At 62.3% G+C, this 19,702-nt stretch carries 22 protein-coding genes; 6 read left to right on the top strand and 16 right to left on the bottom strand.

What is annotated here, in order from left to right; all coding sequences use genetic code 11:
* Positions 1 to 10 precede the first annotated feature (10 nt).
* The 5 genes from mgtA to HBO12_RS04315 form a co-directional block, all read right to left on the bottom strand.
* Positions 11 to 2,725, bottom strand: a complete 2,715-nt coding sequence (mgtA, locus tag HBO12_RS04335) for a magnesium-translocating P-type ATPase (RefSeq protein WP_170041549.1) — start codon at positions 2,723 to 2,725, stop codon at positions 11 to 13.
* Between the two features lie 207 nt (positions 2,726 to 2,932).
* Positions 2,933 to 3,217, bottom strand: coding sequence for a hypothetical protein (locus HBO12_RS04330; RefSeq protein ID WP_170041548.1), 285 nt, complete (start codon positions 3,215 to 3,217; stop codon positions 2,933 to 2,935).
* Between the two features lie 309 nt (positions 3,218 to 3,526).
* Positions 3,527 to 4,138 carry a LysE family transporter gene (locus tag HBO12_RS04325; RefSeq protein ID WP_170041547.1) on the bottom strand — a complete coding sequence of 204 codons (612 nt, stop codon included), beginning with the start codon at positions 4,136 to 4,138 and terminating at the stop codon, positions 3,527 to 3,529.
* 38 nt (positions 4,139 to 4,176) lie between these two features.
* Positions 4,177 to 5,004 carry an AraC family transcriptional regulator gene (locus tag HBO12_RS04320; protein ID WP_170041546.1) on the bottom strand — a complete coding sequence of 276 codons (828 nt, stop codon included), beginning with the start codon at positions 5,002 to 5,004 and terminating at the stop codon, positions 4,177 to 4,179.
* Positions 5,005 to 5,046: 42 nt separating this feature from the next.
* On the bottom strand, positions 5,047 to 6,330 hold the full coding sequence (locus HBO12_RS04315) for an arsenic transporter (RefSeq protein ID WP_169955814.1): 1,284 nt from the start codon (positions 6,328 to 6,330) through the stop codon (positions 5,047 to 5,049).
* A gap of 140 nt (positions 6,331 to 6,470) precedes the next feature.
* On the opposite strand from HBO12_RS04315, the gene HBO12_RS04310 reads away from it, so the two are divergent.
* From HBO12_RS04310 to HBO12_RS04290, 5 genes are all read left to right on the top strand, one after another.
* Complete coding sequence (locus HBO12_RS04310) at positions 6,471 to 6,686, top strand: hypothetical protein (RefSeq protein ID WP_003212603.1); 216 nt, start codon at positions 6,471 to 6,473, stop codon at positions 6,684 to 6,686.
* A gap of 116 nt (positions 6,687 to 6,802) precedes the next feature.
* Positions 6,803 to 7,498, top strand: coding sequence for an alpha/beta hydrolase (locus HBO12_RS04305; protein WP_169955815.1), 696 nt, complete (start codon positions 6,803 to 6,805; stop codon positions 7,496 to 7,498).
* A gap of 114 nt (positions 7,499 to 7,612) precedes the next feature.
* Entirely contained in the window at positions 7,613 to 8,308 is a 696-nt protein-coding gene (locus HBO12_RS04300) for an AzlC family ABC transporter permease (RefSeq protein WP_057440118.1), read from the top strand.
* Positions 8,305 to 8,616, top strand: coding sequence for an AzlD domain-containing protein (locus tag HBO12_RS04295; protein WP_170041545.1), 312 nt, complete (start codon positions 8,305 to 8,307; stop codon positions 8,614 to 8,616). Before HBO12_RS04300 ends, HBO12_RS04295 begins: the two co-directional genes overlap by 4 nt.
* A gap of 39 nt (positions 8,617 to 8,655) precedes the next feature.
* Positions 8,656 to 9,009: a hypothetical protein gene (locus HBO12_RS04290; RefSeq protein ID WP_170041544.1), complete on the top strand. Its 354-nt coding sequence runs from the start codon at positions 8,656 to 8,658 to the stop codon at positions 9,007 to 9,009.
* A gap of 137 nt (positions 9,010 to 9,146) precedes the next feature.
* On the opposite strand, the gene HBO12_RS04285 is transcribed toward HBO12_RS04290, so the two are convergent.
* From HBO12_RS04285 to HBO12_RS04235, 11 genes are all read right to left on the bottom strand, one after another.
* Positions 9,147 to 9,851, bottom strand: coding sequence for a DUF1275 family protein (locus tag HBO12_RS04285; protein ID WP_170041543.1), 705 nt, complete (start codon positions 9,849 to 9,851; stop codon positions 9,147 to 9,149).
* An 80-nt stretch (positions 9,852 to 9,931) separates the two neighbouring features.
* Positions 9,932 to 11,566 (bottom strand): ABC-F family ATP-binding cassette domain-containing protein, encoded by a 1,635-nt coding sequence (locus HBO12_RS04280; protein ID WP_170041542.1) that lies wholly within the window; start codon positions 11,564 to 11,566, stop codon positions 9,932 to 9,934.
* A gap of 167 nt (positions 11,567 to 11,733) precedes the next feature.
* Positions 11,734 to 12,750 carry a DNA topoisomerase IB gene (locus HBO12_RS04275; RefSeq protein ID WP_169955820.1) on the bottom strand — a complete coding sequence of 339 codons (1,017 nt, stop codon included), beginning with the start codon at positions 12,748 to 12,750 and terminating at the stop codon, positions 11,734 to 11,736.
* A gap of 64 nt (positions 12,751 to 12,814) precedes the next feature.
* A complete protein-coding gene (modC, locus tag HBO12_RS04270; RefSeq protein ID WP_170041541.1) occupies positions 12,815 to 13,900 on the bottom strand; it encodes a molybdenum ABC transporter ATP-binding protein in 1,086 nt (361 codons plus the stop codon).
* Complete coding sequence (gene modB / locus HBO12_RS04265) at positions 13,900 to 14,580, bottom strand: molybdate ABC transporter permease subunit (protein WP_169955822.1); 681 nt, start codon at positions 14,578 to 14,580, stop codon at positions 13,900 to 13,902. Before modB ends, modC begins: the two co-directional genes overlap by 1 nt.
* On the bottom strand, positions 14,581 to 15,348 hold the full coding sequence (gene modA / locus HBO12_RS04260) for a molybdate ABC transporter substrate-binding protein (RefSeq protein WP_170041540.1): 768 nt from the start codon (positions 15,346 to 15,348) through the stop codon (positions 14,581 to 14,583). It abuts the gene before it with no gap.
* A 110-nt stretch (positions 15,349 to 15,458) separates the two neighbouring features.
* A complete protein-coding gene (locus HBO12_RS04255; RefSeq protein WP_170041539.1) occupies positions 15,459 to 16,523 on the bottom strand; it encodes an NAD(P)H-dependent flavin oxidoreductase in 1,065 nt (354 codons plus the stop codon).
* A gap of 83 nt (positions 16,524 to 16,606) precedes the next feature.
* The gene (ada, locus tag HBO12_RS04250) at positions 16,607 to 17,683 is read right to left on the bottom strand and encodes a bifunctional DNA-binding transcriptional regulator/O6-methylguanine-DNA methyltransferase Ada (protein ID WP_169955825.1); all 1,077 of its coding nucleotides are present in this window, start codon (positions 17,681 to 17,683) and stop codon (positions 16,607 to 16,609) included.
* Positions 17,684 to 17,770: 87 nt separating this feature from the next.
* Positions 17,771 to 18,439 carry a DNA oxidative demethylase AlkB gene (gene alkB, locus HBO12_RS04245; RefSeq protein ID WP_170041538.1) on the bottom strand — a complete coding sequence of 223 codons (669 nt, stop codon included), beginning with the start codon at positions 18,437 to 18,439 and terminating at the stop codon, positions 17,771 to 17,773.
* A 25-nt stretch (positions 18,440 to 18,464) separates the two neighbouring features.
* Entirely contained in the window at positions 18,465 to 18,632 is a 168-nt protein-coding gene (locus HBO12_RS04240; protein ID WP_169955827.1) for a hypothetical protein, read from the bottom strand.
* 26 nt (positions 18,633 to 18,658) lie between these two features.
* Positions 18,659 to 18,961, bottom strand: coding sequence for a DUF1883 domain-containing protein (locus tag HBO12_RS04235; RefSeq protein WP_003173824.1), 303 nt, complete (start codon positions 18,959 to 18,961; stop codon positions 18,659 to 18,661).
* A 214-nt stretch (positions 18,962 to 19,175) separates the two neighbouring features.
* Here HBO12_RS04235 and HBO12_RS04230 point away from each other — a divergent pair, with 214 nt between their 5' ends.
* On the top strand, positions 19,176 to 19,526 hold the full coding sequence (locus HBO12_RS04230) for a hypothetical protein (protein ID WP_170041537.1): 351 nt from the start codon (positions 19,176 to 19,178) through the stop codon (positions 19,524 to 19,526).
* Positions 19,527 to 19,702: the final 176 nt, after the last annotated feature.

Genomic DNA, 19,702 nt, shown 5'->3' with positions numbered 1-19,702 from the left:
ATGCTCCGGCTCAGTACCACTGCTTGAAGCGGCGGATGTAGATCGTCTTCATCAGTTGTGCCACGCAGCAGTAGGCGAGCAAGGTGCCGACCAGCCAAGGGAAGTACGCCCACGGCAACGGTTGCAGACCCACGATCGTGCCCAGGGGCGAGAAGGGCACATAGATCCCCAGGGCGATGACCAGGCTGGTCATCAGCAACACCGGCCAGGCGGCGGTGCTCTGGAAGAACGGGATCTTGCGGGTGCGCAGCATGTGCACCACCAGGGTCTGGGAGAGCAGCCCTTCGACGAACCAACCGGACTGGAACAGGGTCTGCATTTCCACACTATTGGCCGAGAACACGTACCACATCAGGGCAAAGGTGGTGATGTCGAAGATCGACGAGGTCGGCCCGATCCAGATCATGAAGCGCCCGATGTTCTGCGCGTCCCACTTGCGTGGCTTGGCCAGGTATTCCTTGTCCATCTTGTCCCACGGCAGGGCCAGTTGGGAGATGTCGTACATCAGGTTTTGCAGGAGCAGGTGGATCGCCAGCATCGGCATGAAAGGAATGAACGCACTCGCCACCAGCACCGAGAACACGTTGCCGAAGTTGGAGCTGGCCGTCATGTTCAGGTACTTCATGATATTGCCGAAGGTCTCGCGGCCTTTAAGCACACCTTCTTCGAGGACCATCAGGCTCTTTTCCAGGAGGATGATATCGGCCGATTCCTTGGCAATATCGGTCGCGCTGTCCACCGAGATGCCGACGTCGGCATCGCGCAGGGCGGGTGCATCGTTGATGCCGTCGCCGAGGAAGCCCACGGTGTGACCATTGGACTGCAAGGCCTTGAGCACCCGGGACTTTTGCAGCGGGGTCAGCTTGGCGAACACCGTGCGTTGTTCGACCTGCTGCTTGAGGGTGGCATCGTCCATGGCTTCGATGTCCACACCCAGCAGTGGTTCGCCGGGTTCCAGGCCGACCTGGCGGCAGATGGTGCGGGTGACCACGGCGTTATCGCCGGTCAGCACTTTGACCGCGACCCCGATCTCTTGCAGCGCGGCAATCGCCGGGCCGGCGGTTTCCTTCGGCGGATCGAGGAAGGTCAGGAAACCGTGGATCACCAGGTTGCGTTCATCGGCGGGAGTGTACTGCTGGCGCGCCAGGGCCTTGGGAATATTGCGGGTGGCCACCACCAGCACGCGGAAACCGTCCTCGTTGAACTCGTTGACGGTGCGCAGCAATTCCTGGCGACGACCCTCGTCCAGGGCCACGGCGCTAGCGCCTTCCATCACATGGGTGGCAATGCCGAGCATTTCTTCCACGGCGCCCTTGCACACCAGCAGGTGATCGCCGTGGCTGTCCTTGACCACTATCGACAGGCGCCGGCGCACAAAGTCGAAGGGCAGCTCATCGACCTTGCTGTAGGCAAACGGCACCTGGAACTTGGGGTTGTGCTGGGAGAACGCGAGCACCGCCTGATCCATCAGGTTCTTCATGCCGCTTTGGTGATGGCTGTTGAGCCAGGCCAGGGACAGCACCTGGTCGTCCCGCTGGCCGAAGGCGTTGACGTGGTGCTCGAGGATGATTTTGTCCTGGGTCAGGGTGCCGGTCTTGTCGGTGCACAGCACGTCCATCGAACCGAAGTTCTGGATCGCGTTGAGGCGCTTGACCACCACTTTGCGCTTGGCCATGGCATTCGCACCCTTGGCCAGGTTGGCGCTGACGATCATCGGCAGCATTTCCGGGGTCAGCCCCACGGCCACCGCCAGGGCAAACAGGAACGCGTCGCCCCAATCGCCCTTGGTAAAGCCGTTGAGGAAAAACACGATGGGCACCATCACCAGCATGAAGCGGATCAGCAGCCAGCTGACGCTGTTCACCCCACGGTCAAAGGCGGTTTGCACCCGGGAGCCGACGATGGCCTTGGCCAGCGAACCGAAATAGGTACGCGGCCCGGTCGCCACGACCACCGCCCGGGCGCGGCCGCTGACCACGTTGGTACCCATGAAGCAGATGTTGGGCAGGTCCAGCAGGTTGCTCTGGTCTGGCGCTTGAAGCGTGGCGGATTTTTGCGTGACGTCGCCCAGGGTGTCGTACTTTTCTACCGGCAAGGCTTCGCCGGTCAGCACGGCCTGGCTGATAAACAGGTCGCGGGACTCGATCAGGCGGATGTCGGCCGGGATCATGTCGCCGGCCGACAGTTGCACGATATCGCCGGCCACCAGTTCACGCATCGGCACTTCGCGCAGGGTGGGCTTGGCGCCGACCTGCTCGCGGCGCAGCACGGTGGCGGTGGTGCGTACCATGGCCTTGAGGGCTTCGGCGGATTTTGCCGAGCGGTGTTCCTGCCAGAAGCGCAGCAGGCTGCTCAGGGCGACCATGGTCATGATGATAATGACCTTGGTCAGGTCCACTTCTTCACCGGCGCGCAGCGGCAGCCAGTAGTCGGTGACAAAGCTGATCACTGCAAGGGTCAGCAATACGTAGATAAACGGGTTGTTCAGGGCCTGGAGGAACTGCACCACCGCGTGGGGCGGCTTGTCGTGGGCCACCTCGTTATAGCCTTCGCGTTGCAGGCGGGCGCTGGCATCCAGTTCGGTCAGGCCGTCCTTGGTCGCCCGGACATTGGCCAGGGTCGCTGCCAGGCCGTTTTGCGCTTCGCGGGCGGCACGCATCGACAGTTTGCTGTCGTGGGCGGTGCTGTTTTTGTTTGCAAGTTGCGTGGTTTTTACGGCGCTCATGATTTTTACTCCTGTCGACATACCCGTTACTTGCCGTCAGGCAGGCGAACACAGGCACGCCGAGTCGCAGTTTTTGCGATCGGGTCTAATAACTTTAACGAGGCGAGTTAATTAACGGGCGCGCAGAAAACTACGGCTGGCTTAGTTCGCAAGGAACGCCAGTTAATTAATTGACCAATAATCAGGAAGTTGCTGTTTCCAGTCGGCTTATGCCGCGCGCGTGCTCAGGCTCAGGCGCACTTGGGCAAGCCGGCTGGAAACGTTCCGTCTCTGCGGATCTTGAGGGTCGGCATGGTCCCAATGCTGGACCAGATGGCCGGTGGTGGGGCACAGGCGCCAGTGCGCCTGCAGGTGTTGCACATTGATACGCGGGGAGGGGGAAGCCAAGGCCAGGCGCACCGGGGCAACGCCCATGGAAGCACGGCACAGCTTGGCACGCAGGGCTGAGGCCAGCGTGCGTACATCAGGTAGAACAAGGGTCTGGAAATTCATAACACACCTCGGGACCGGACTGCGCCGGCTCAAGGCAGTTACGTTGGAGCATCAAGCTCTAGCGCAGCTTACCCGGCCTGGAAGGCGAGTCCCGTCATTACTCTGGGTTTGGCGCCCGACCCCTGTATTCACGGGGAGCGGACAGCGACTAGATACTGTGTCCATTGGCTTCTTTTGTGAGGTTGAAAAAAAGGCCCTAGTTGCAGGCACGGGCAATTTACTCAGGCAGGCAGGGGATGTCAATCTGTAATGAACTTGTTTGTTGTCCGTTCAGACTTTATTCAGATTCGCCTGATTGGCTATATAAGTTCATAGACTGTATGCGGCCAATAATGCGAGATAAATCAGTACTAAGCCGCAGGCACCATGACTGACCCGCTGCCAAGTTGCCGAGGCGTTCTTTCGCAAGACATTGACCAAGCCTGCAATCAAAAAACACGACAGGATCGAGGCCAGCATAAAACCGGCGAAGAACACCAGGGTCTGACCATGACTCGGCGTGGCGCCGACGATGCCTGACAAGGCACTGCCCAGGGCGCCCCAATACACGATGTTCTTGGGGTTGGCCAACGAGATGGCGGCCCCCACCATCAGCGCATTGCGCCCGGTGCTGGGCGGTGCGCTGTCGGGTCGCGGCAACTGCCAGGCATCTTGCAGGCTGCGCAGGCCGAGCCAGGCCAGGTACAGCGCGCAAACGGCGGTCAGCGGCACACGTACCGCTTCGTGCTGGATCAGCAGGGCCATGCCGGTCAGGCCGATTACCGCCCAGGTCGCATCGCCCACCAGCGAGCCTATTTGCACCAGCAACGCTGGGGTGAACCCATGCAACAGGCCGCGGCGCAGGGTTTCCGCCAGCACCGCGCCAGGGGACAGGCAAAACACAAAGCCGAATACCAGTGCGTAAAAAAAGATCGTCAACATCGCCATCCCCATAAATGCCATCGCCGGCAAGCCGGCTCCTACAGGTCAGTCTGAGGCTGGGGGCACGCAGGGGTCTTGGACCAGATTGCGCTCTGATAGCGGCCAGGGGTAATCCCGTACGCCGCACGAAAGTGCCGGTTGAGATGGCTCTGGTCGGCAAAGCCCAGGTCATGGGCAACCTCGGCGGCGCTCAGGCCGCTGCGCAGCAAGCCTTTCGCGCGGCGGGTACGCAGTTGCATGGCCCACTGGCGGGGGCTCAGGCCGGTTTCTTTCTGGAAGGTGCGCAATACGTGGAATTTCGACAGGCCCAACTCGTCACCCAGGGCGTCCAGTGCCACACCCTGATGCAACTGCGCGGCGAGTAACTCCTGGGCCTGGGCGACTAGCCGTGACCCGGCGCTGGCGCCATCCGGCAGGCGCACACCACTGAGCTTGACCACCTCGCCCAGCAGCACCACCAGGGCATCTTCGTTCAGCCCCCGCAGCAGCGGGTCGGCGCTCAGCGCGCCCTTGGCGGCGTGCGCCAGTTGCGCCGCCAGGGCAGGGGCAAAACACAGCGCGCAATCAAACTCCAGGTGGGCCAGCCCCAGGTCGTCGGCCAGGCGATCGGCGCCGGCGTACAGGCTGACAAAGTGCCAGGGCGCCCCCTCGGCAGCACCGCCGCCCTGGATCTGGCCAGGGTTGTACAGGGTGATGCTGCCGGGCCCGGCCTCGAAAGTGCGGCGCTCCAGCCACACCTGTTCGGTGCCCACCAGGTTGACGCCAATCACGCATTCGTCGTGGCTATGGCGGGCAAACGTCAGGCCGCTGCAGGTGGTGCTGCTGATTTCGTAATGGCCCAGCCAGGCGTGGTGCGGGGAACTCATGGGGTGGGCTCAGTGGCGGCGGGTGCGGCAAAGCATACCTGTTTAGATACTCAGGCGCAGGGCCAGCGCGGCCAGGGTGATCAGCAGCACCGGCAGCGTCAGCACGATGCCGACCTTGAAGTAATAGCCCCAGGTGATCCGGATGCCCTTGCGCGCCAGGATATGCAGCCAGAGCAAGGTTGCCAGGCTCCCAATGGGCGTGATTTTAGGCCCCAGGTCGCTGCCGATCACATTGGCGTAGATCATTGCCTCCTTGACCACGCCCACGGCATGGCTGGCCTCGATCGACAGCGCGCCGATCAGCACCGTCGGCAGGTTGTTCATCACCGAAGACAGCAGCGCCGTCAGCAAGCCGGTGCCCAGGGCGGCGCCCCACACGCCGTAATTGGCGAAGGCGTCGAGCCAGGTGGCCAGGTACGTGGTCAGCCCGGCATTGCGCAGGCCGTACACCACCAGGTACATGCCCAGGGAAAAAATCACGATCTGCCAGGGCGCTTCCTTGAGTACCTTGCGCGTGGAGATCTTGTGGCCTTTGGCGGCGATCACCAGCAGGAGCAGGGCGCAGGCGGCCGAGATGGCACTGATGGGAATGCCCAGGGGCTCGAGGGCAAAGCAGCCGACCAGCAGAATGCCCAGCACCCACCAGGCAGCGTGGAAGGTTGCCGGGTCATGAATCGCGCTGGCCGGCTCGGGCAGGTCGGCGGGGTCATAACTGTGCGGGATATCGCGCCGGAAGAACCACAGCAGCACCGCCAGGGTCGCGGCGACGCTGACCAGGTTGACCGGCACCATCACCGCTGCGTACTGGTTGAAGCCGATGTTGAAATAGTCTGCCGAAACGATATTCACCAGGTTGGAGACGACCAGCGGCAGGCTGGCGGTGTCGGCGATAAACCCTGCACCCATCACGAAGGCCAGGGTAGCAGCGGGTGAGAAGCGCAGGGCCAGGAGCATCGACATGACAATCGGCGTGAGGATCAGGGCCGCCCCGTCATTGGCGAACAGCGCCGAGACCAGCGCCCCCAGCAGCACCATATAAGCAAACAGCCGGCGGCCCCGGCCCCGTCCCCAGCGCGCCACATGCAACGCGGCCCAGGCAAAAAAGCCGGCCTCGTCGAGGATCAGGCTGATGATGATCAGGGCGACGAAGGTGCCGGTGGCGTTCCAGATGATCTGCCACACCACCGGGATATCCGCCAGGCTGATCACGCCACAGGCCAGGGCGAGGATCGCGCCCATGGTTGCACTCCAGCCTACGCCAAGACCCTTGGGTTGCCAGATGACCAGGACAATGGTGAACAGGAAGATGGCGAGGGCAGCAAGCATCAAGGCATTCTCTGTGGGGGGGGATTCGACGTTTGATTGACCTGTGACAAGGTACCGAGGTTCTGTGCCAAGTGGTTGAAATTAAAATGAAACACAACTGTCCTAAAGTGCCCGCCATTGGTGATAAAGGAAGTAACGGTGTGACCCGTGCCACTCGCAACCTGCGCAAGACCCTCGATTCTGTCGCGGACAACAACGAAACCGCGGCTTTTGACTTGATGCGCGCCGTCGAAAAACTCAGCGATGAAGTGCTGCGTCAGCGCCTGCTCAACACCATTCACCGCCTTAACCAGGATGCCCATGAACTGCGTGAGGCCCGGGATGCGGTAGAGCGGGTGTCGGTCAAGCTGGCCTGATAATGGCACGTAGCCGTTCGGCGATTGGGGGGTGACGATCGAGCCGGCTGCGCTGACACTGGGCATGGTCGCGGCTGTCCGCAAGACCCCATGCTCAATCCACAGGAAGTCATCGAATGAGTGAAAAACCGGCAATTGTCCTGGTACACGGCTTTTGGGGCGGCGCAGCCCATTGGAGCCGAGTGATCGTCGAACTGCAGAAAAAGGGCTATCGCGACTTGCACGCGGTGGAAATTCCCCTGACTTCATTGGCCGACGACGCCGAACGCACACGCAAGATGGTGGCCCAGGTCAAGGGGCCGGTGTTGTTGGTCGGGCATTCCTATGGGGGCGCGGTCATTTCCCAGGCAGGCAACGAGCCCAACGTCCAGGGCCTGGTGTTTATTGCCGCGTTTGCCCCGGATGCGGGGGAAAGTCCGGGCGCAATCACCCAGCAACACCTGCCCGAGGCCGCCGCCAACCTGGTGCCGGACAGCGATGGCTACCTGTGGGTCAAGCCCGAGTTGTTCCATGAGAGCTTCTGCCAGGACTTGCCGCAGTCAGAGGGCGACGTGCTGGGAATTACGCAGAAGGCGCCCCTGGCCAGTACCTTTGGCGATGAAGTGAGCAATCCGGCCTGGAAGAACAAGCCGTCGTGGTATCAGGTGTCCACCCAGGACCACATGATTCACCCCGATAACCAGGTACGCATGGCCGAGCGCATCAAGCCCCGGGAGATTCTCACGCTGGACGCCAGTCACGCCTCGCTGGCCTCCAGGGCTGGCGAAGTGGCGGCATTTATCGACAAGGCCGCCACGGCCCTGCAGCCATAAATCAGGCAGGCAACATTCCTTCCTGGCGTCGGGGTGTTGCCTGCAAGATCGTTCAAGACAATCCTGTTTGGCGCTGCCATGCTTGCCGACTGTCTGTCGATGAGCCTGTTGTCCATGCCTACTGCCTTGCCGCATTACGCCTTCGCCCGTGGCGCGATTGCGATTATTCCCCTGTCGTTGGCCTGCGCCCCGTGGGGCCTGCTCGCCGGTTCCCTGGCGATTGACGCCCAATTCACCCCGCTGGAAAGCCAGGGCCTGTCGGCCATTGTGTTTGCCGGTGCCGCACAGTTGGTGGCGATTGGCATGGTCAAGAGCGGCGCGAGCCTGATCGCCATTTTGCTCACCACCTTGCTGCTGACCTCCCAGCACTTGCTGTATGGCATGCATATGCGTAGCACCCTGTCGCCCTTGCCGGCGCGCTGGCGCATGAGCCTGGGCTTTTTGCTGACCGACGAATTCTTCGCCCTGGTCAGCCAATACGACCGCCAGACCTTCAACCGCTGGTATGCCCTGGGCGTGGGCCTGACGTTCTACGTGGCCTGGAACCTGTTCACCCTGGCCGGCATCGTGCTCGGCAAGAGCATCCCCAACCTCGATCAACTGGGCCTGGAGTTCTCCATCGCCGCGACCTTCATCGCCTTGATCACCCCGGTTGTGCGTGATGTGCCGACGGTGGTGTGCGTGGCAGTGGCCCTGCTGTTTTCGGTGCTGCTCAGCTACTGGCACTGGGAGTCGGCGGTGGTGGTGTCGGGGTTGTTGGGGATGAGCGCAGGGTATGCCTGCAAACGCTTGGGAGTGGGGCAGCGATGATTTTTGTGATGATTATCGGCATGGGCCTGGCGGTGTTTTTCAACCGTTATCTGTTTCTTGAACCGCGCTTGCCGGTGCGCCTGAACCGTGGCGCCCGGGAGTTTCTCGGGTTCGCGGTACCCGGCATGTTGACGGCGATTTGCGGGCCGATCATTTTCCTCGCCGAGCACAAGCTCAACCTGAGCCCCACCAACCCCTACCTGCTGGCCGGGATCTGTGCGGTGGCCCTGATGTTCTGGACCCGCAGCGTGTTGACCACGGTGCTGTTGAGCATGGCGCTGTTCTATCTGTTGCGCTGGTTGTTGTAGGCAGTGGTACAGTCGCGTTTTTTTCAAGGAAGCGATGGCATGCGAAAGGTGGTGATAGGTGCGTTGGTCCTGGCGGCGCTGGCCGGTTGCGCAGGTTCGAAGATGAAAGACGCACGCGCTGGCGCGCCCTATAAAACCCTGGCGTCTGATAAGGCGGCCCTGGTCGTAGCCCAATGCATCCAGTTTGGCTGGCAGGACGAGGCGGTATTCGGCGTCGACGCCGGCGGCTTCATGGAGCCTGCGCAAGGCGGTGGCCATACGGTGTACACCACGGGCGGTGACTACTTTGTCGATGTGCGCAGCGCCGGTACCAGCACCACGGTCAGTTACTACGCGGTGCAGGACAATTGGGCCGCCAAGCGCCGTCTGGCCGCCTTGGCGACCTGCCTGTAGGTTGTTTCTTTAGAAATCTTCAGAAATGCCCAGCGGACACTGCGCCGGCTTTGTCTTAAAATGCCAGCGCTTGCCCGACATGATGGCTCTTTACCAGTGCATGGATGTCGAGGCCTAAATGTCGGGCAGGCACCTTTTCAACGTGGCATATAGCCCAGGTGCCAGCGCCGCGGAATCTTCAGCGACACCAGGCCCAGCAGCGCCGACAGCAGGCCGCTGACCAACAGTGCCCGGATCCCCATCTGGTGCTCCAGCACAGCACCGATCACCGCGCCGACAAACATCCCGGCCCAGGGAATCAACTGCACGCGCCAGCCATTGCGGCGCTCCCCCAGCATCCAGCGCCCCAGGCCGCGACCGAAACGCGACAACGCGCCGGTCACGTAAGTCAGCCCCACGGGCAAGCCATTGACCTGTTCCACCGCCGCATTGAGCATGCCCATGGCAATGATCGCAGCCAGCACTGCCGGCAACTGCTCGGCCATCGGCCACGCCGCGGCGCCGCATAATAGCGTGGCAATACACAGCAACAACGGCAGCGCATGGCGCTTGCTCACGCGGCTGATGATCACCCCCAGCGCGTTGCCCAGGATGAAGGTTGCCACCAACAGGGTGAGGCGCCCGGTCAGCCCCAGGGCACCCTCACTGATTGCCACCGCCAGCCGCGTGGTATTGCCGCTCATGAACGAGACAAAATCGCCACTGGCCATGAAACCGATGGCGTCGGTCATGCCGGCCAGCACCGAAAGGCTGGCCACCAGCGTCAGGCCGATGCGCCCCCGCCATTTGTGCTGGTGCTGCAAGGCAGTATTGACCATGGGCTTAGGGGAAGAGGGCAGCACGGCGAGAGGTTCCTCTATGAGATTATCCGGCCACTACCGTAGGGCGCTTTCCGGTTGACTGCAATGACTTGGCACATCCTTCAGTTCACTTCCAAGCGCCAGCCCATGACGTCCCAGCTCAGAACGTGAGTCGGCGCCAGTGCCTTGAGAAACGCTGCGTCATGGGAGACCGCAATCAGCGCCCCGGTAAATCCCTGTAAAGCCTGTTCGAAGGCCATCACCGACTCCAGGTCCAGATGGTTGGTCGGCTCATCCAGGAGCAGCAATTGCGCGGGAACCTTGCGCCACAAGGCAATCGCCATGGCAGCCTTCAAGCGCTCGCCACCGCTGAGCTGGCCGATGGGCTGGGTGACGCGCCATGCATCCAGTTGCAACAGCGCCAGACGGGTGCGCAGTTCGGCTTCGGCCAGTGGCGTGTCCATCAATTTCAGTTGCTCGACGATCGACTGCTGGTCATCGAGCAGGGTCAAGTGCTGGTCGAGATAGGCGCTGGGTACATGAACCGTGCATGCGCCGCTGACAGGTTGCCAATGCCCCGCCAGCAGCTTGAGCAGGGTGGACTTGCCGCAGCCATTGGGCCCGTGGACCGCAACCCGGACCGGCCCGCACAGGCTCGCGTTGATCAGGGTGCTCGGCGCGCGGGGATCGAGCCAGGGCAACTGGCAGTCGATCAGGGTTAGCACTTGGCGGCCAGCCGGCAGGGGTGTGCCGGGCAAGGCAAGGAAGGTCGGCGTTTCGTCCACCACCAGTTCGTGGGCCGTGCGCACGCGTTCGTTCAAGGCCTGCTTGTGCTGCACATGGGCGCTGCGCACGTTGCTGACAATTTCATTGGCGGCGCCTTTCCAGCGGGATTTGGTGAAGGCATCGACATTGGCGGTCTCTGCATGTTTACGGGCACTGGCGGCGTGGCGCTGGAAACTGTCGATAGCCTTTTTCAGGCGCTGGTGCTCGCGCCGCCGATCCAGCCGGGCATGTTCCAGGGCGGCCTGGGCGGCGTGTTGCTCGGCATCACGCTGCGCCCGATAGTCATCGTAGTTGCCGCCATAGAGCCGGGCCCCGAGGGGCGACAGTTCGATGATCCGCCCCAGGGTATTGAGCAGGCGTCGGTCGTGGCTGACCACCACCAGGCCGCCGCGCCAGGCGCCAAGGGTCGCCAGCAGCCAATCGCGGCCGGCACTGTCGAGGTGGTTGGTGGGTTCGTCGAGAATCAGCAACTGCGGCGCGCCCAGCAGGCCACCAATCAGGGCGATCCTGGCCAGTTGCCCACCGCTGAGTTGGCCGGCGGGCTGATCGGGGTCGATCTCGGCCAGACCGGCGCCATCCAGGGCCTGGCGCAGGCGTTCGGCCAGGTCCCAGCGATCATCGATCAGTTCCAGGTCGTCGGCCTGCGCGCGTCCCGCGGCCAGGCGCTCAAGTGCCGCCAGAATAGGCGCGCAACCGCAGACCTGGGCCACAGTCTGCCCCGGTAACAGCTCAATGCTTTGTGGGACATAGGCGACACGCGCCGAGGATTTGATAACCCCGTGGGATGGCTCAAGCACGCCGGCCAGCAGGCGCGCCAACACACTCTTGCCCATGCCATTACGGCCGACAATCCCGGTCGGGGTGCAATCGATGGACAGGTTGAGGTCTTCCAGCAAAGTCTCGCCATCGGCGAACTGAAAACCCAGATGATGCAAGGAAACAAGTACAGGCAGCCGGTTGACGTCAGTCATCAGCACCTCCAGAACAATGTGGCACAAGCCAACAAGCGCGCCAGGCGGCTCGTTGCGTTTACATGTTGGAAGGCTTAGTTGTTCACGTCGGCGGTCGTCCTGCAGTCGGGAGGGATTGGTAGCCTAGCGCAGTTCAGTCATTTTTCCTACATCGGTGGCGTCAGTGCCTACAGTTGCTCAAGAAACATCGCCAACCCCACTTCTTCGGCTTTCAAGCCCTTGCGCACCCTGGGCCTGGGCAGTTTCGCCAGGCCGCCCAGGCTGAAGTGCTCCAGCACGGCCGGGTGGATGTAGCATTTGCGGCACACCGCCGGGGTATTGCCCAGTTGCCGGGCGACATTCTTGACCATCTCCACCACATGCCGTTTTGCATCCGACTCCGGTTGCCATGCCAGTTCGCGCAACACGGCCAGGGCCAGGGCACTGCCGGCCCAGGTGCGGTAGTCCTTGGCGGTAAAGTCGGCGCCGGTGAGGCTGTGCAGGTAGGCGTTGACGTCGGTGGAGCTGACGGTATGCCGCTCGCCGTTCTCGTCCAGGTACTGGAACAGGTTCTGCCCCGGCAACTCCAGGCAGCGCTTGAGCACGGTGGCCAGGCGCCGGTCCTTGATACTGACCTGGTGCTCGACGCCGCTCTTGCCACGGAACTGGAACTGGATTTCGCTGCCCTTGATATCCACGTGGCGGGTACGCAGGGTGGTCAGGCCATAGGAGCGGTTATCGCGGGCGTATTGGCTGTTGCCGACGCGGATCAGCGTGGCATCGAGCAACAGCACGACGGTGGCCAGGACCTTCTCGCGGTTGAAACCCGGCGCATCGATTTGCGCTTGTAGCTGCTTGCGCAATTTGGGCAGCGCGTTGCCGAACTGCTGCAGGCGCGAATACTTGTCGCTGTCGCGCACTTCACGCCAGCGTGGGTGATAACGGTATTGCTTGCGGCCGCGGGCATCGCGGCCGGTGGCCTGTAGATGGCCCTTGGGGTCGGCGCAGATCCACACATCGGTATAGGCCGGCGGGATGGCCAGGGCGTTGATGCGCTGGATTTCGTCGGCGTCGCTGATGCGTTGGCCGTCGCTCTGGAAGTACTGGAACTTGCCCCGCAGTTTACGGCGGCTCAGGCCCGGCTGACTGTCGTCAACGTAGTGCAGGTCACGGGGCAGGTCGACGGGCAGGGTGGAGTCGGGCATGGCAGAGTCCTTGGCAACAAATCAGGCCGGTATGCCTGATTGACCGCAGCACCGGGCCGTGCGTTCAAGCCAGTACGGCGACCGCCTTGATCTGTGCCCATAACGCCTGGCCGGGATGCACTTGCAACTGGTCCCGCGAATAACGGGTGATGCGCGCCAGCAGCGGCGTACCCGCCGCGTCGAGCCGTACCAGCACATGCGCACTGTTATCGGCAGGGATCTCCTGGGTCACGGTCACGGGCAAGCAATTGAGGATACTGCTGTGCTCCCCAGGTTGCAGGCTGAGGCTCACGTCCCGGGCCTGCACCTTGAACCGCAAGTGTTTGCCCAGCTCCAGCGGCGCGTGGGCCACGCGCATTTGCAGTGGGCTGTCGGGCAATTGCAGGGTCAGCAGTTGGTAATGGGCGTCATGCTCGCTGACCGTGCCGTTGATCACCACGCCGGCATCGTCGCCCAGGGCCAGCGGCAGGTCGAGCCGCGCCAGGGTCTCGCCAATCGGCCCGCTGGCCAGGGCCTTGCCCTCACTGAGCAGGACAATGTGATCGGCCAGGCGCGCCACTTCATCCTGGGCATGGCTGACGTACAGCACCGGGATTTCCAGTTGATCGTGCAGGCGTTCCAGGTAGGGCAGGATCTCGCTTTTGCGCTGGCTGTCGAGGGCGGCCAGGGGTTCGTCCATCAGCAATAGCTGCGGGCTGGTGAGTAGGGCGCGGGCGATGCCTACGCGTTGGCGCTCACCGCCGGACAAATGCTGGGGGTGGCGATCCAACAGGTGGCCGATCCCCAGCAAGTGCGTGGCGTGGGCCATGTCCACGCGACGCTGGGCCTTGGGGATCCGCTTGAGGCCGAACTCCAGGTTGGCCAGCACCGACAGGTGGGGAAACAGGCTGGCTTCTTGAAACACATAACCCAGGGCGCGCTTGTGCGGCGGCACAAACACGCCGTTGCGGCTGTCTTGCCAGACCTGATCGTTGATTTGCACAAATCCGTCGCCGGCCCGTTCCAGCCCGGCAATGCAGCGCAGGCACGTGGTCTTGCCCGAGCCCGAATGCCCGTAGAGCGCGGTGACGCCGCGCCCTGGCAGCTTGAGGTCCACGTCCAGGGCAAATCCGGAGTAGTGCAGTTGCAGGCGCACCTCGATCATCGACATCAGCTCCAACCCGCTTTGGTTTTACGGCTGGAGTAGAGCGCCAGCAACACCAGGAAAGAAAACACCACCATGGCCCCGGCCAGCCAGTGGGCTTGGGCGTATTCCATGGCTTCGACGTGGTCGTAGATCTGCACCGAGACCACGCGGGTCTTGTCGGGGATATTGCCGCCGATCATCAGCACCACGCCAAACTCGCCCACGGTATGGGCGAAGCCGAGGATCGACGCGGTGATAAAGCCGGGGCGGGCCAGCGGCAGGATCACCGTGAAAAATGTATCCCAGGGATTGGCCCGCAACGTCGCGGCAACTTCCAGGGGACGGCTGCCGATGGCCGAGAACGCGTTTTGCAACGGTTGCACTACAAACGGCATGGAATAGATCACCGAGCCAATCACCAGGCCGGCGAAGCTGAACGTCAGGGTGCCCAGGCCCAGCCATTGGGTGAACTGCCCGAGGTAGCCATGGGGACCCATGGTCAGCAGCAGGTAGAAGCCAATCACCGTCGGCGGCAGCACCAGGGGCAGGGCGACCACCGCGCCAATCGGCCCGCGCCACCAGGAACGGGTGTGCGACAGCCACAGAGCGATGGGAGTGCCGATAATCAGCAGAATCACGGTGGTCAGCGACGCCAGTTTCAGGGTCAGCCAGATCGCGGAAAAATCGGCACTCGATAGTGGCATTTACAGTTGATAACCGTAGGATTTGATAACGGCAGCGGCTTTCGGCCCCTTGAGGTAGTCAACCAGTGCCTTGGCGGCCGGGTTGTCCTTGCCTTTGTTGAGGATCACCGCGTCCTGTTTGATTGGGTCATGCATCTCGCCCGGCACGATCCACGCCGAGCCGCTGCTGACGTTGCCGTCTTTATAGATTTGCGACAAGGCGACAAAGCCCAACTCGGCATTGCCGGTGGACACAAACTGATAGGCCTGGGTGATGTTCTGGCCTTCGACCAGCTTGCTCTTGACCTTGTCGGTCAGGCCCAGCTTGGCCAGGACCTGGGTAGCCGCGAGGCCGTAGGGTGCGGCTTTCGGGTTGGCGATGGACAGGTGCTGGTATTCATTTTTTTGCAGCACCGCGCCCTTGGCATCCACATAACCTTCCTTGGCCGACCACAGCGCCAGGGTGCCCACGGCATAGGTGAAGCGCGAGCCCTTGACGGTGTCGCCTTCGCTTTCGAGCTTTTGCGGGGTGGTGTCGTCGGCGCTGAGGAACACTTCAAACGGCGCGCCATTCTTGATCTGGGTATAGAACTGCCCGGTGGCCCCGTAGGCGGCGACCAGTGTGTGCCCGGTGTCTTTTTCGAAGTCGGCGGCGATCGCCTGGATCGGCGCGGTGAAGTTGGCGGCGACGGCCACTTGTACTTCATCGGCGTGGGCTGTGCCCAAGGTAAAGAGGGCGATCAGGGTGGCCAGGCCGGTGGGGGCCAGGCGTTGGGCGCGAATCATCATGAAGCAGCTCCTTGGGGTGCCGACGTGGCGGCTTGTTATAGTTAATCGCTATGTATGGGAATATATAGCGGTTCGCCATCGTCGGTACAGTGCAAAGTTGTCTCAGGGGTCTAGCCCTTGTTGAGTTGCGCCAGCGCCTGGCGGGCCAGGCTCAGGGTCAGCTCGCGGGTGGACAGGTCTTGCCCCAGGCGCAGCGCCTGGCCGGCCCACAGGCTGCTGAAGTCGGCTGCATCCAGGGCGCGCAACGGCAGCAATGCACCACCGGCCAAGGGAAACGCCGGGGCGGTGGGATTGATTGGCCCAAGCTCGCGCATCACGCGATTGATGATCCCCCGCGCCGGGCGGCCGGTGAACAGGTTGGTCAGTGCCGTTTCGCTGGCCTGGGCGCTGTGCAATGCCTGATGGTGGGCGGGGGTGATAGTGGCTTCGGGCGTGAACAGATAGGCCGTGCCGATCTGCACCGCCGAGGCGCCGAGGGCGAACGCGGCAACCATGCCCCGCGCATCGCCAATCCCGCCGGCGGCGATTACCGGCACGCTGACTGCATCGACGATCTGCGGCACCAGGGCCATTGTGCCGATCTGGCTGCTGAGGCGGTCGCTGAGAAACATCCCGCGATGCCCCCCGGCCTCATACCCCATGGCGATGATTGCATCGCAGCCGTGCTGCTCCAGCCAGATCGCCTCCTCGACGGTGGTGGCGGACGACAGCACTTTTGCCCCGGTGGCCTTGACCCGGTCCAGCAGCGCTTTTTCCGGCAGGCCAAAGTGGAAGCTGACGACTTCCGGGCGGAATTCTTCCACCACCTCGCAGCTGGCATTGTCGAACGGTGCGCGGTTGGAGAGCGGGGTGGGCGCGTCAAAATCTGCGCCCAGCTCACGGTAGTAGGGCTCCAGCAAATCCTTCCACTGGCGATCCCGCTCGGGGTTGGGGGCCGGTGGCCGGTGGCAGAAGAAGTTGACGTTCAAGGGGCGGGCGCTGGCCTGGGCAATGGTGGTCAACGCCTGGCGCAATTGCTCGATGCTGAGTGTGGCCGTGGGCATCGAGCCCAGCGCCCCGGCCTGGCTCGCGGCGATCACCATCTCGGGGCTGGTGCTGCCGGCCATGGGCGCCTGGATGATCGGCAATTCAATGCCCAGCAGGTCGAGAATGCGGGTGTCTGGCCAGGTGCTCATGGATCGCTTCTCCAATGATGGAACGCTCAGGAAGGGCTGCCCGGCCCTTTTAACAGGGCCGGCCGGGGCAAGGCCAGTCTGTATTATTCACTGGACGCCGGCTGTGGTTCATGCGGGGTGTGGCGTTCGCGCTGGAGCAACAGCTGTTTGCGCTCCACGCCCCAACGGTAACCCGATAGATGGCCATCGCTGCGTACCACGCGGTGGCAGGGAATCGCCACGGCCAGGCTGTTGGCGCCGCACGCCTGGGCAACGGCGCGAAAGGCGCTGGGTGCGCCGATGCGCTTGGCAATCTCGGCGTAGCTGGCGGTGCTGCCCACCGGGATTTCCCGCAGTGCCTGCCAGACCCGCTCCTGGAAGGCGGTGCCGCGCAGGTCCAGGGGCAGGTTCAGGCCCAGGGCAGGCGCCTCGATAAACCCCACCACCTGGGCAATCAACTGTTCAAAGCCGGGGTCGGCACCGATCACATTGGCCTGCGGGAACTGGTCTTGCAGGTCGCGCGCCAGTTGGTCCGGGTCGTCACCCAGGAGGATCGCGCAGACCCCGCGATTGCTCTGCGCCACCAGAATCGCCCCCAGGGAACACTCGCCGACGGCAAAGTGAATATCGTTATGGATGCCACCGGCTTTGTAGTCGCTGGGCTTCATGCCGAGCAACTGGTCGGCTGACGCGTAGAAGCGGCTGTTGGAGTTGAAACCCGCGTCGTACAGCGCATCGGTCACCGACTGGCTGTCCTGCAGGTGCGCCCTGACCTTGCGTGAGCGATGGGCGCGGGCATAGCCCCGGGGTGTCAGCCCGGTCAGGGTCTTGAACACGCGGTGGAAGTGGAACGGGCTCAAGCCGGCGCCGTTGGCCAGGTCTTCCAGGGCGGGCAGGGTCTGGGCCTGTTCGATATGACGGCAGGCGGCGGCAATCAGGTGCGCATGGCGTTGCGCAACCTGGGTCTGGTCGGCCGAGGTGCGTTTGTTGGGGCGGTACCCGGCGGCTTCGGCTTGCTGCGGTGTGTCGAAAAACTCGACATTCTTGCGCAGTGGCTGACGTGCGCTGCTGCTGGGGCGGCAATACACGCCGGTGGTCTTGACCCCGTAGACGAAGGTCAGGTCGGCCGTGGCGTCGCGGGCGACAATGGCTGCCCAGCGCAGATCATCTTCAGTGCTCATGGCAATAGCTCGGCAATGGATCAGTGGCCAGGATAATAAACCGGGGGCGCCCGGGCACTCCGTTGCTTGCGGTGGAATTCACCGGGGTCAGCCGGCCCTGCGAAACGTCAGGTTGATCCGTTGCGGCCCCATGCGCGGGTGCACGCCTTCCTTGATCGGCAGCACCCCATGAAAGCGCAGGCGATCGACGCCGCCCCAGACCGCTACGTCGCCATGGAACAGCGAGATCTTTTGTGTCTTGTCACTGCGCTGATGGCCGCCAAACAGAAACACCGCCGCCAGCCCCAGGGACAACGAGACCACCGGGGCGCTGTAGTCGCGCTCGTTCTTGTCTTGATGCAGGGACATTCTGGCGCCGGGTACATAGCGGTTGATCAGGCAGGCGTCGGGTGCAAAGCCGTCGAAGCCGGCAGCCCTGGCCGCGTCGATCGCCAGTTCGCGCAGCACGGCCGGCATGCTCGGCCAGGGTTGTTGGCACTCGGGGTCCAGAGGGCTGTAGCGATAGCCCTGGCGGTCGGTGGTCCAGCCCAGTTCGCCGCAACTGCTCAGGGCCGCCGACATGGTAAAGCCACCGGGGGTGACCATCTGCCGGAACGGTGACTGGGCGAGGACGGCACGAAGCTCGGGCAATACACGCTCAAGCCAGGGCAGGGCATAGCCCCTGAGGACGTAGGATTGTTCGCCGATTTGCTCGCGACGGGCCGGTTGTTGCAAGGCCTCGTCGCTGAACAGGTCACCCGTGGAATCAGGTTGCACAATCACTCCGCTGCTGGTCGTGGTTTTACAGGGCCTTGCTCACGGTGATCTCAGTGATTTCGTCACTGGCATCGTGAATTTTCGCCAAGGCCTCCTGGGCCTCTTCGATGCTCGCCGCGTGCAGTTGGGCAAATTCGAAGCGGCGTTCGCCGTTGAGTTTGTACTTGATGACGTATTTGGTGGTTTGAGTCACGGTGATTCCTGTGGCTTGGGTGGCAATCAGCTGAGTTTGGTGCTGGTGCGGCGAACAATGCGGATCTTATGGGACAACGCTGGCTTGCGGGTAACGCTGATGGCACGGCGCGTCACCACATCCAGGGTGATGTTCCAGAACCCGGTGCTTGGCGCGGTGATCTTGGCCGGGAACTTGTCGAAGGCGCCACCGTGATAAGTGTGGCGACCGCCATTTTTGAAGCTGCGAAAATTCGCATCGCTCATCAGGCGGATATTGCAGGTCTGGGAGCATTCAATGACGACAATATCCCCTTCGTTCAAGTGTTCGCGCTGGTGGATGAATTTCATGGGGGGGTGTCTCCAGAAGGGCTTTTTCTGAAAAATCAGAACGATACGTAGGTTAAGATGGAGTTTATCAGCCCCAGCACGTTTATTATCGGGTCGTCGTCGACGTCTTCGACAATTTAAAACAGTTATTTACCGATATATCAGGGATAAATCCTACGTGGGCGGGAGAAAAATACCATCTCCGCTGTCGTAGGGTCTTTATCGGAGGTTTTGTATGAAGTGGAGTGTATTGGTTCTGGCCCTGGCAATAGGTGGATGTGCTTCGGTTTCAGACATCAAGCAGACACCGCCAACCCTGGCGGTTATCTCCGGGAAAAAACCGCAGGAATACGCGGCGTGTGTGGTGCAGAAACTGGCGTCGACCCGTCGTCCGCCGCAGATCGAGCCTCACAAGGAAGGTGTGCGGGTGATTGTGCCGCAGAAGTTTTCGGCTGACCCATCGGCCATTTTCGAGATTGAAGACCGCTCCAGCGGTAGCAGCATCAAGCTCTACGAGAGCATGTCCAATGTGCCGATTCGTCCGGGTGACGTGAAAAAAGCTGCGGAAGACTGTATTTCCGGCTGAGTCCACGACGCCGCTCATACGCGATCAACTCCGATCAAAAAGCCCGGCCTGCGGTTGCAGTGCCGGGCTTTTTATTGTCGGCAATTTCTTACATGGCGGTTGTGACTGTCGGCTCATTACCCTACCATTTGTAGGCTTATGCATTGTAGGTCTAAGCATATAACTATAAAAATGGA

This window comes from Pseudomonas sp. WS 5059 (assembly GCF_012985525.1).
Taxonomy (GTDB): domain Bacteria; phylum Pseudomonadota; class Gammaproteobacteria; order Pseudomonadales; family Pseudomonadaceae; genus Aquipseudomonas.
This window is presented reverse-complemented; position numbering and strand designations above follow the sequence as displayed.

What these genes read in the sequence shown, in the direction of transcription:
- mgtA (WP_170041549.1), bottom strand. Translation starts at nt 2,725, where the DNA reads ATGAGCGCCGTAAAAACCACGCAACTTGCAAACAAAAACAGCACCGCC.
- HBO12_RS04330 (WP_170041548.1), bottom strand. Translation starts at nt 3,217, where the DNA reads ATGAATTTCCAGACCCTTGTTCTACCTGATGTACGCACGCTGGCCTCA.
- HBO12_RS04325 (WP_170041547.1), bottom strand. Translation starts at nt 4,138, where the DNA reads ATGTTGACGATCTTTTTTTACGCACTGGTATTCGGCTTTGTGTTTTGC.
- HBO12_RS04320 (WP_170041546.1), bottom strand. Translation starts at nt 5,004, where the DNA reads ATGAGTTCCCCGCACCACGCCTGGCTGGGCCATTACGAAATCAGCAGC.
- HBO12_RS04315 (WP_169955814.1), bottom strand. Translation starts at nt 6,330, where the DNA reads ATGCTTGCTGCCCTCGCCATCTTCCTGTTCACCATTGTCCTGGTCATC.
- HBO12_RS04305 (WP_169955815.1), top strand. Translation starts at nt 6,803, where the DNA reads ATGAGTGAAAAACCGGCAATTGTCCTGGTACACGGCTTTTGGGGCGGC.
- HBO12_RS04300 (WP_057440118.1), top strand. Translation starts at nt 7,613, where the DNA reads ATGCCTACTGCCTTGCCGCATTACGCCTTCGCCCGTGGCGCGATTGCG.
- HBO12_RS04295 (WP_170041545.1), top strand. Translation starts at nt 8,305, where the DNA reads ATGATTTTTGTGATGATTATCGGCATGGGCCTGGCGGTGTTTTTCAAC.
- HBO12_RS04290 (WP_170041544.1), top strand. Translation starts at nt 8,656, where the DNA reads ATGCGAAAGGTGGTGATAGGTGCGTTGGTCCTGGCGGCGCTGGCCGGT.
- HBO12_RS04280 (WP_170041542.1), bottom strand. Translation starts at nt 11,566, where the DNA reads ATGACTGACGTCAACCGGCTGCCTGTACTTGTTTCCTTGCATCATCTG.
- HBO12_RS04275 (WP_169955820.1), bottom strand. Translation starts at nt 12,750, where the DNA reads ATGCCCGACTCCACCCTGCCCGTCGACCTGCCCCGTGACCTGCACTAC.
- modC (WP_170041541.1), bottom strand. Translation starts at nt 13,900, where the DNA reads ATGTCGATGATCGAGGTGCGCCTGCAACTGCACTACTCCGGATTTGCC.
- modB (WP_169955822.1), bottom strand. Translation starts at nt 14,580, where the DNA reads ATGCCACTATCGAGTGCCGATTTTTCCGCGATCTGGCTGACCCTGAAA.
- modA (WP_170041540.1), bottom strand. Translation starts at nt 15,348, where the DNA reads ATGATGATTCGCGCCCAACGCCTGGCCCCCACCGGCCTGGCCACCCTG.
- HBO12_RS04255 (WP_170041539.1), bottom strand. Translation starts at nt 16,523, where the DNA reads ATGAGCACCTGGCCAGACACCCGCATTCTCGACCTGCTGGGCATTGAA.
- ada (WP_169955825.1), bottom strand. Translation starts at nt 17,683, where the DNA reads ATGAGCACTGAAGATGATCTGCGCTGGGCAGCCATTGTCGCCCGCGAC.
- HBO12_RS04235 (WP_003173824.1), bottom strand. Translation starts at nt 18,961, where the DNA reads ATGAAATTCATCCACCAGCGCGAACACTTGAACGAAGGGGATATTGTC.
- HBO12_RS04230 (WP_170041537.1), top strand. Translation starts at nt 19,176, where the DNA reads ATGAAGTGGAGTGTATTGGTTCTGGCCCTGGCAATAGGTGGATGTGCT.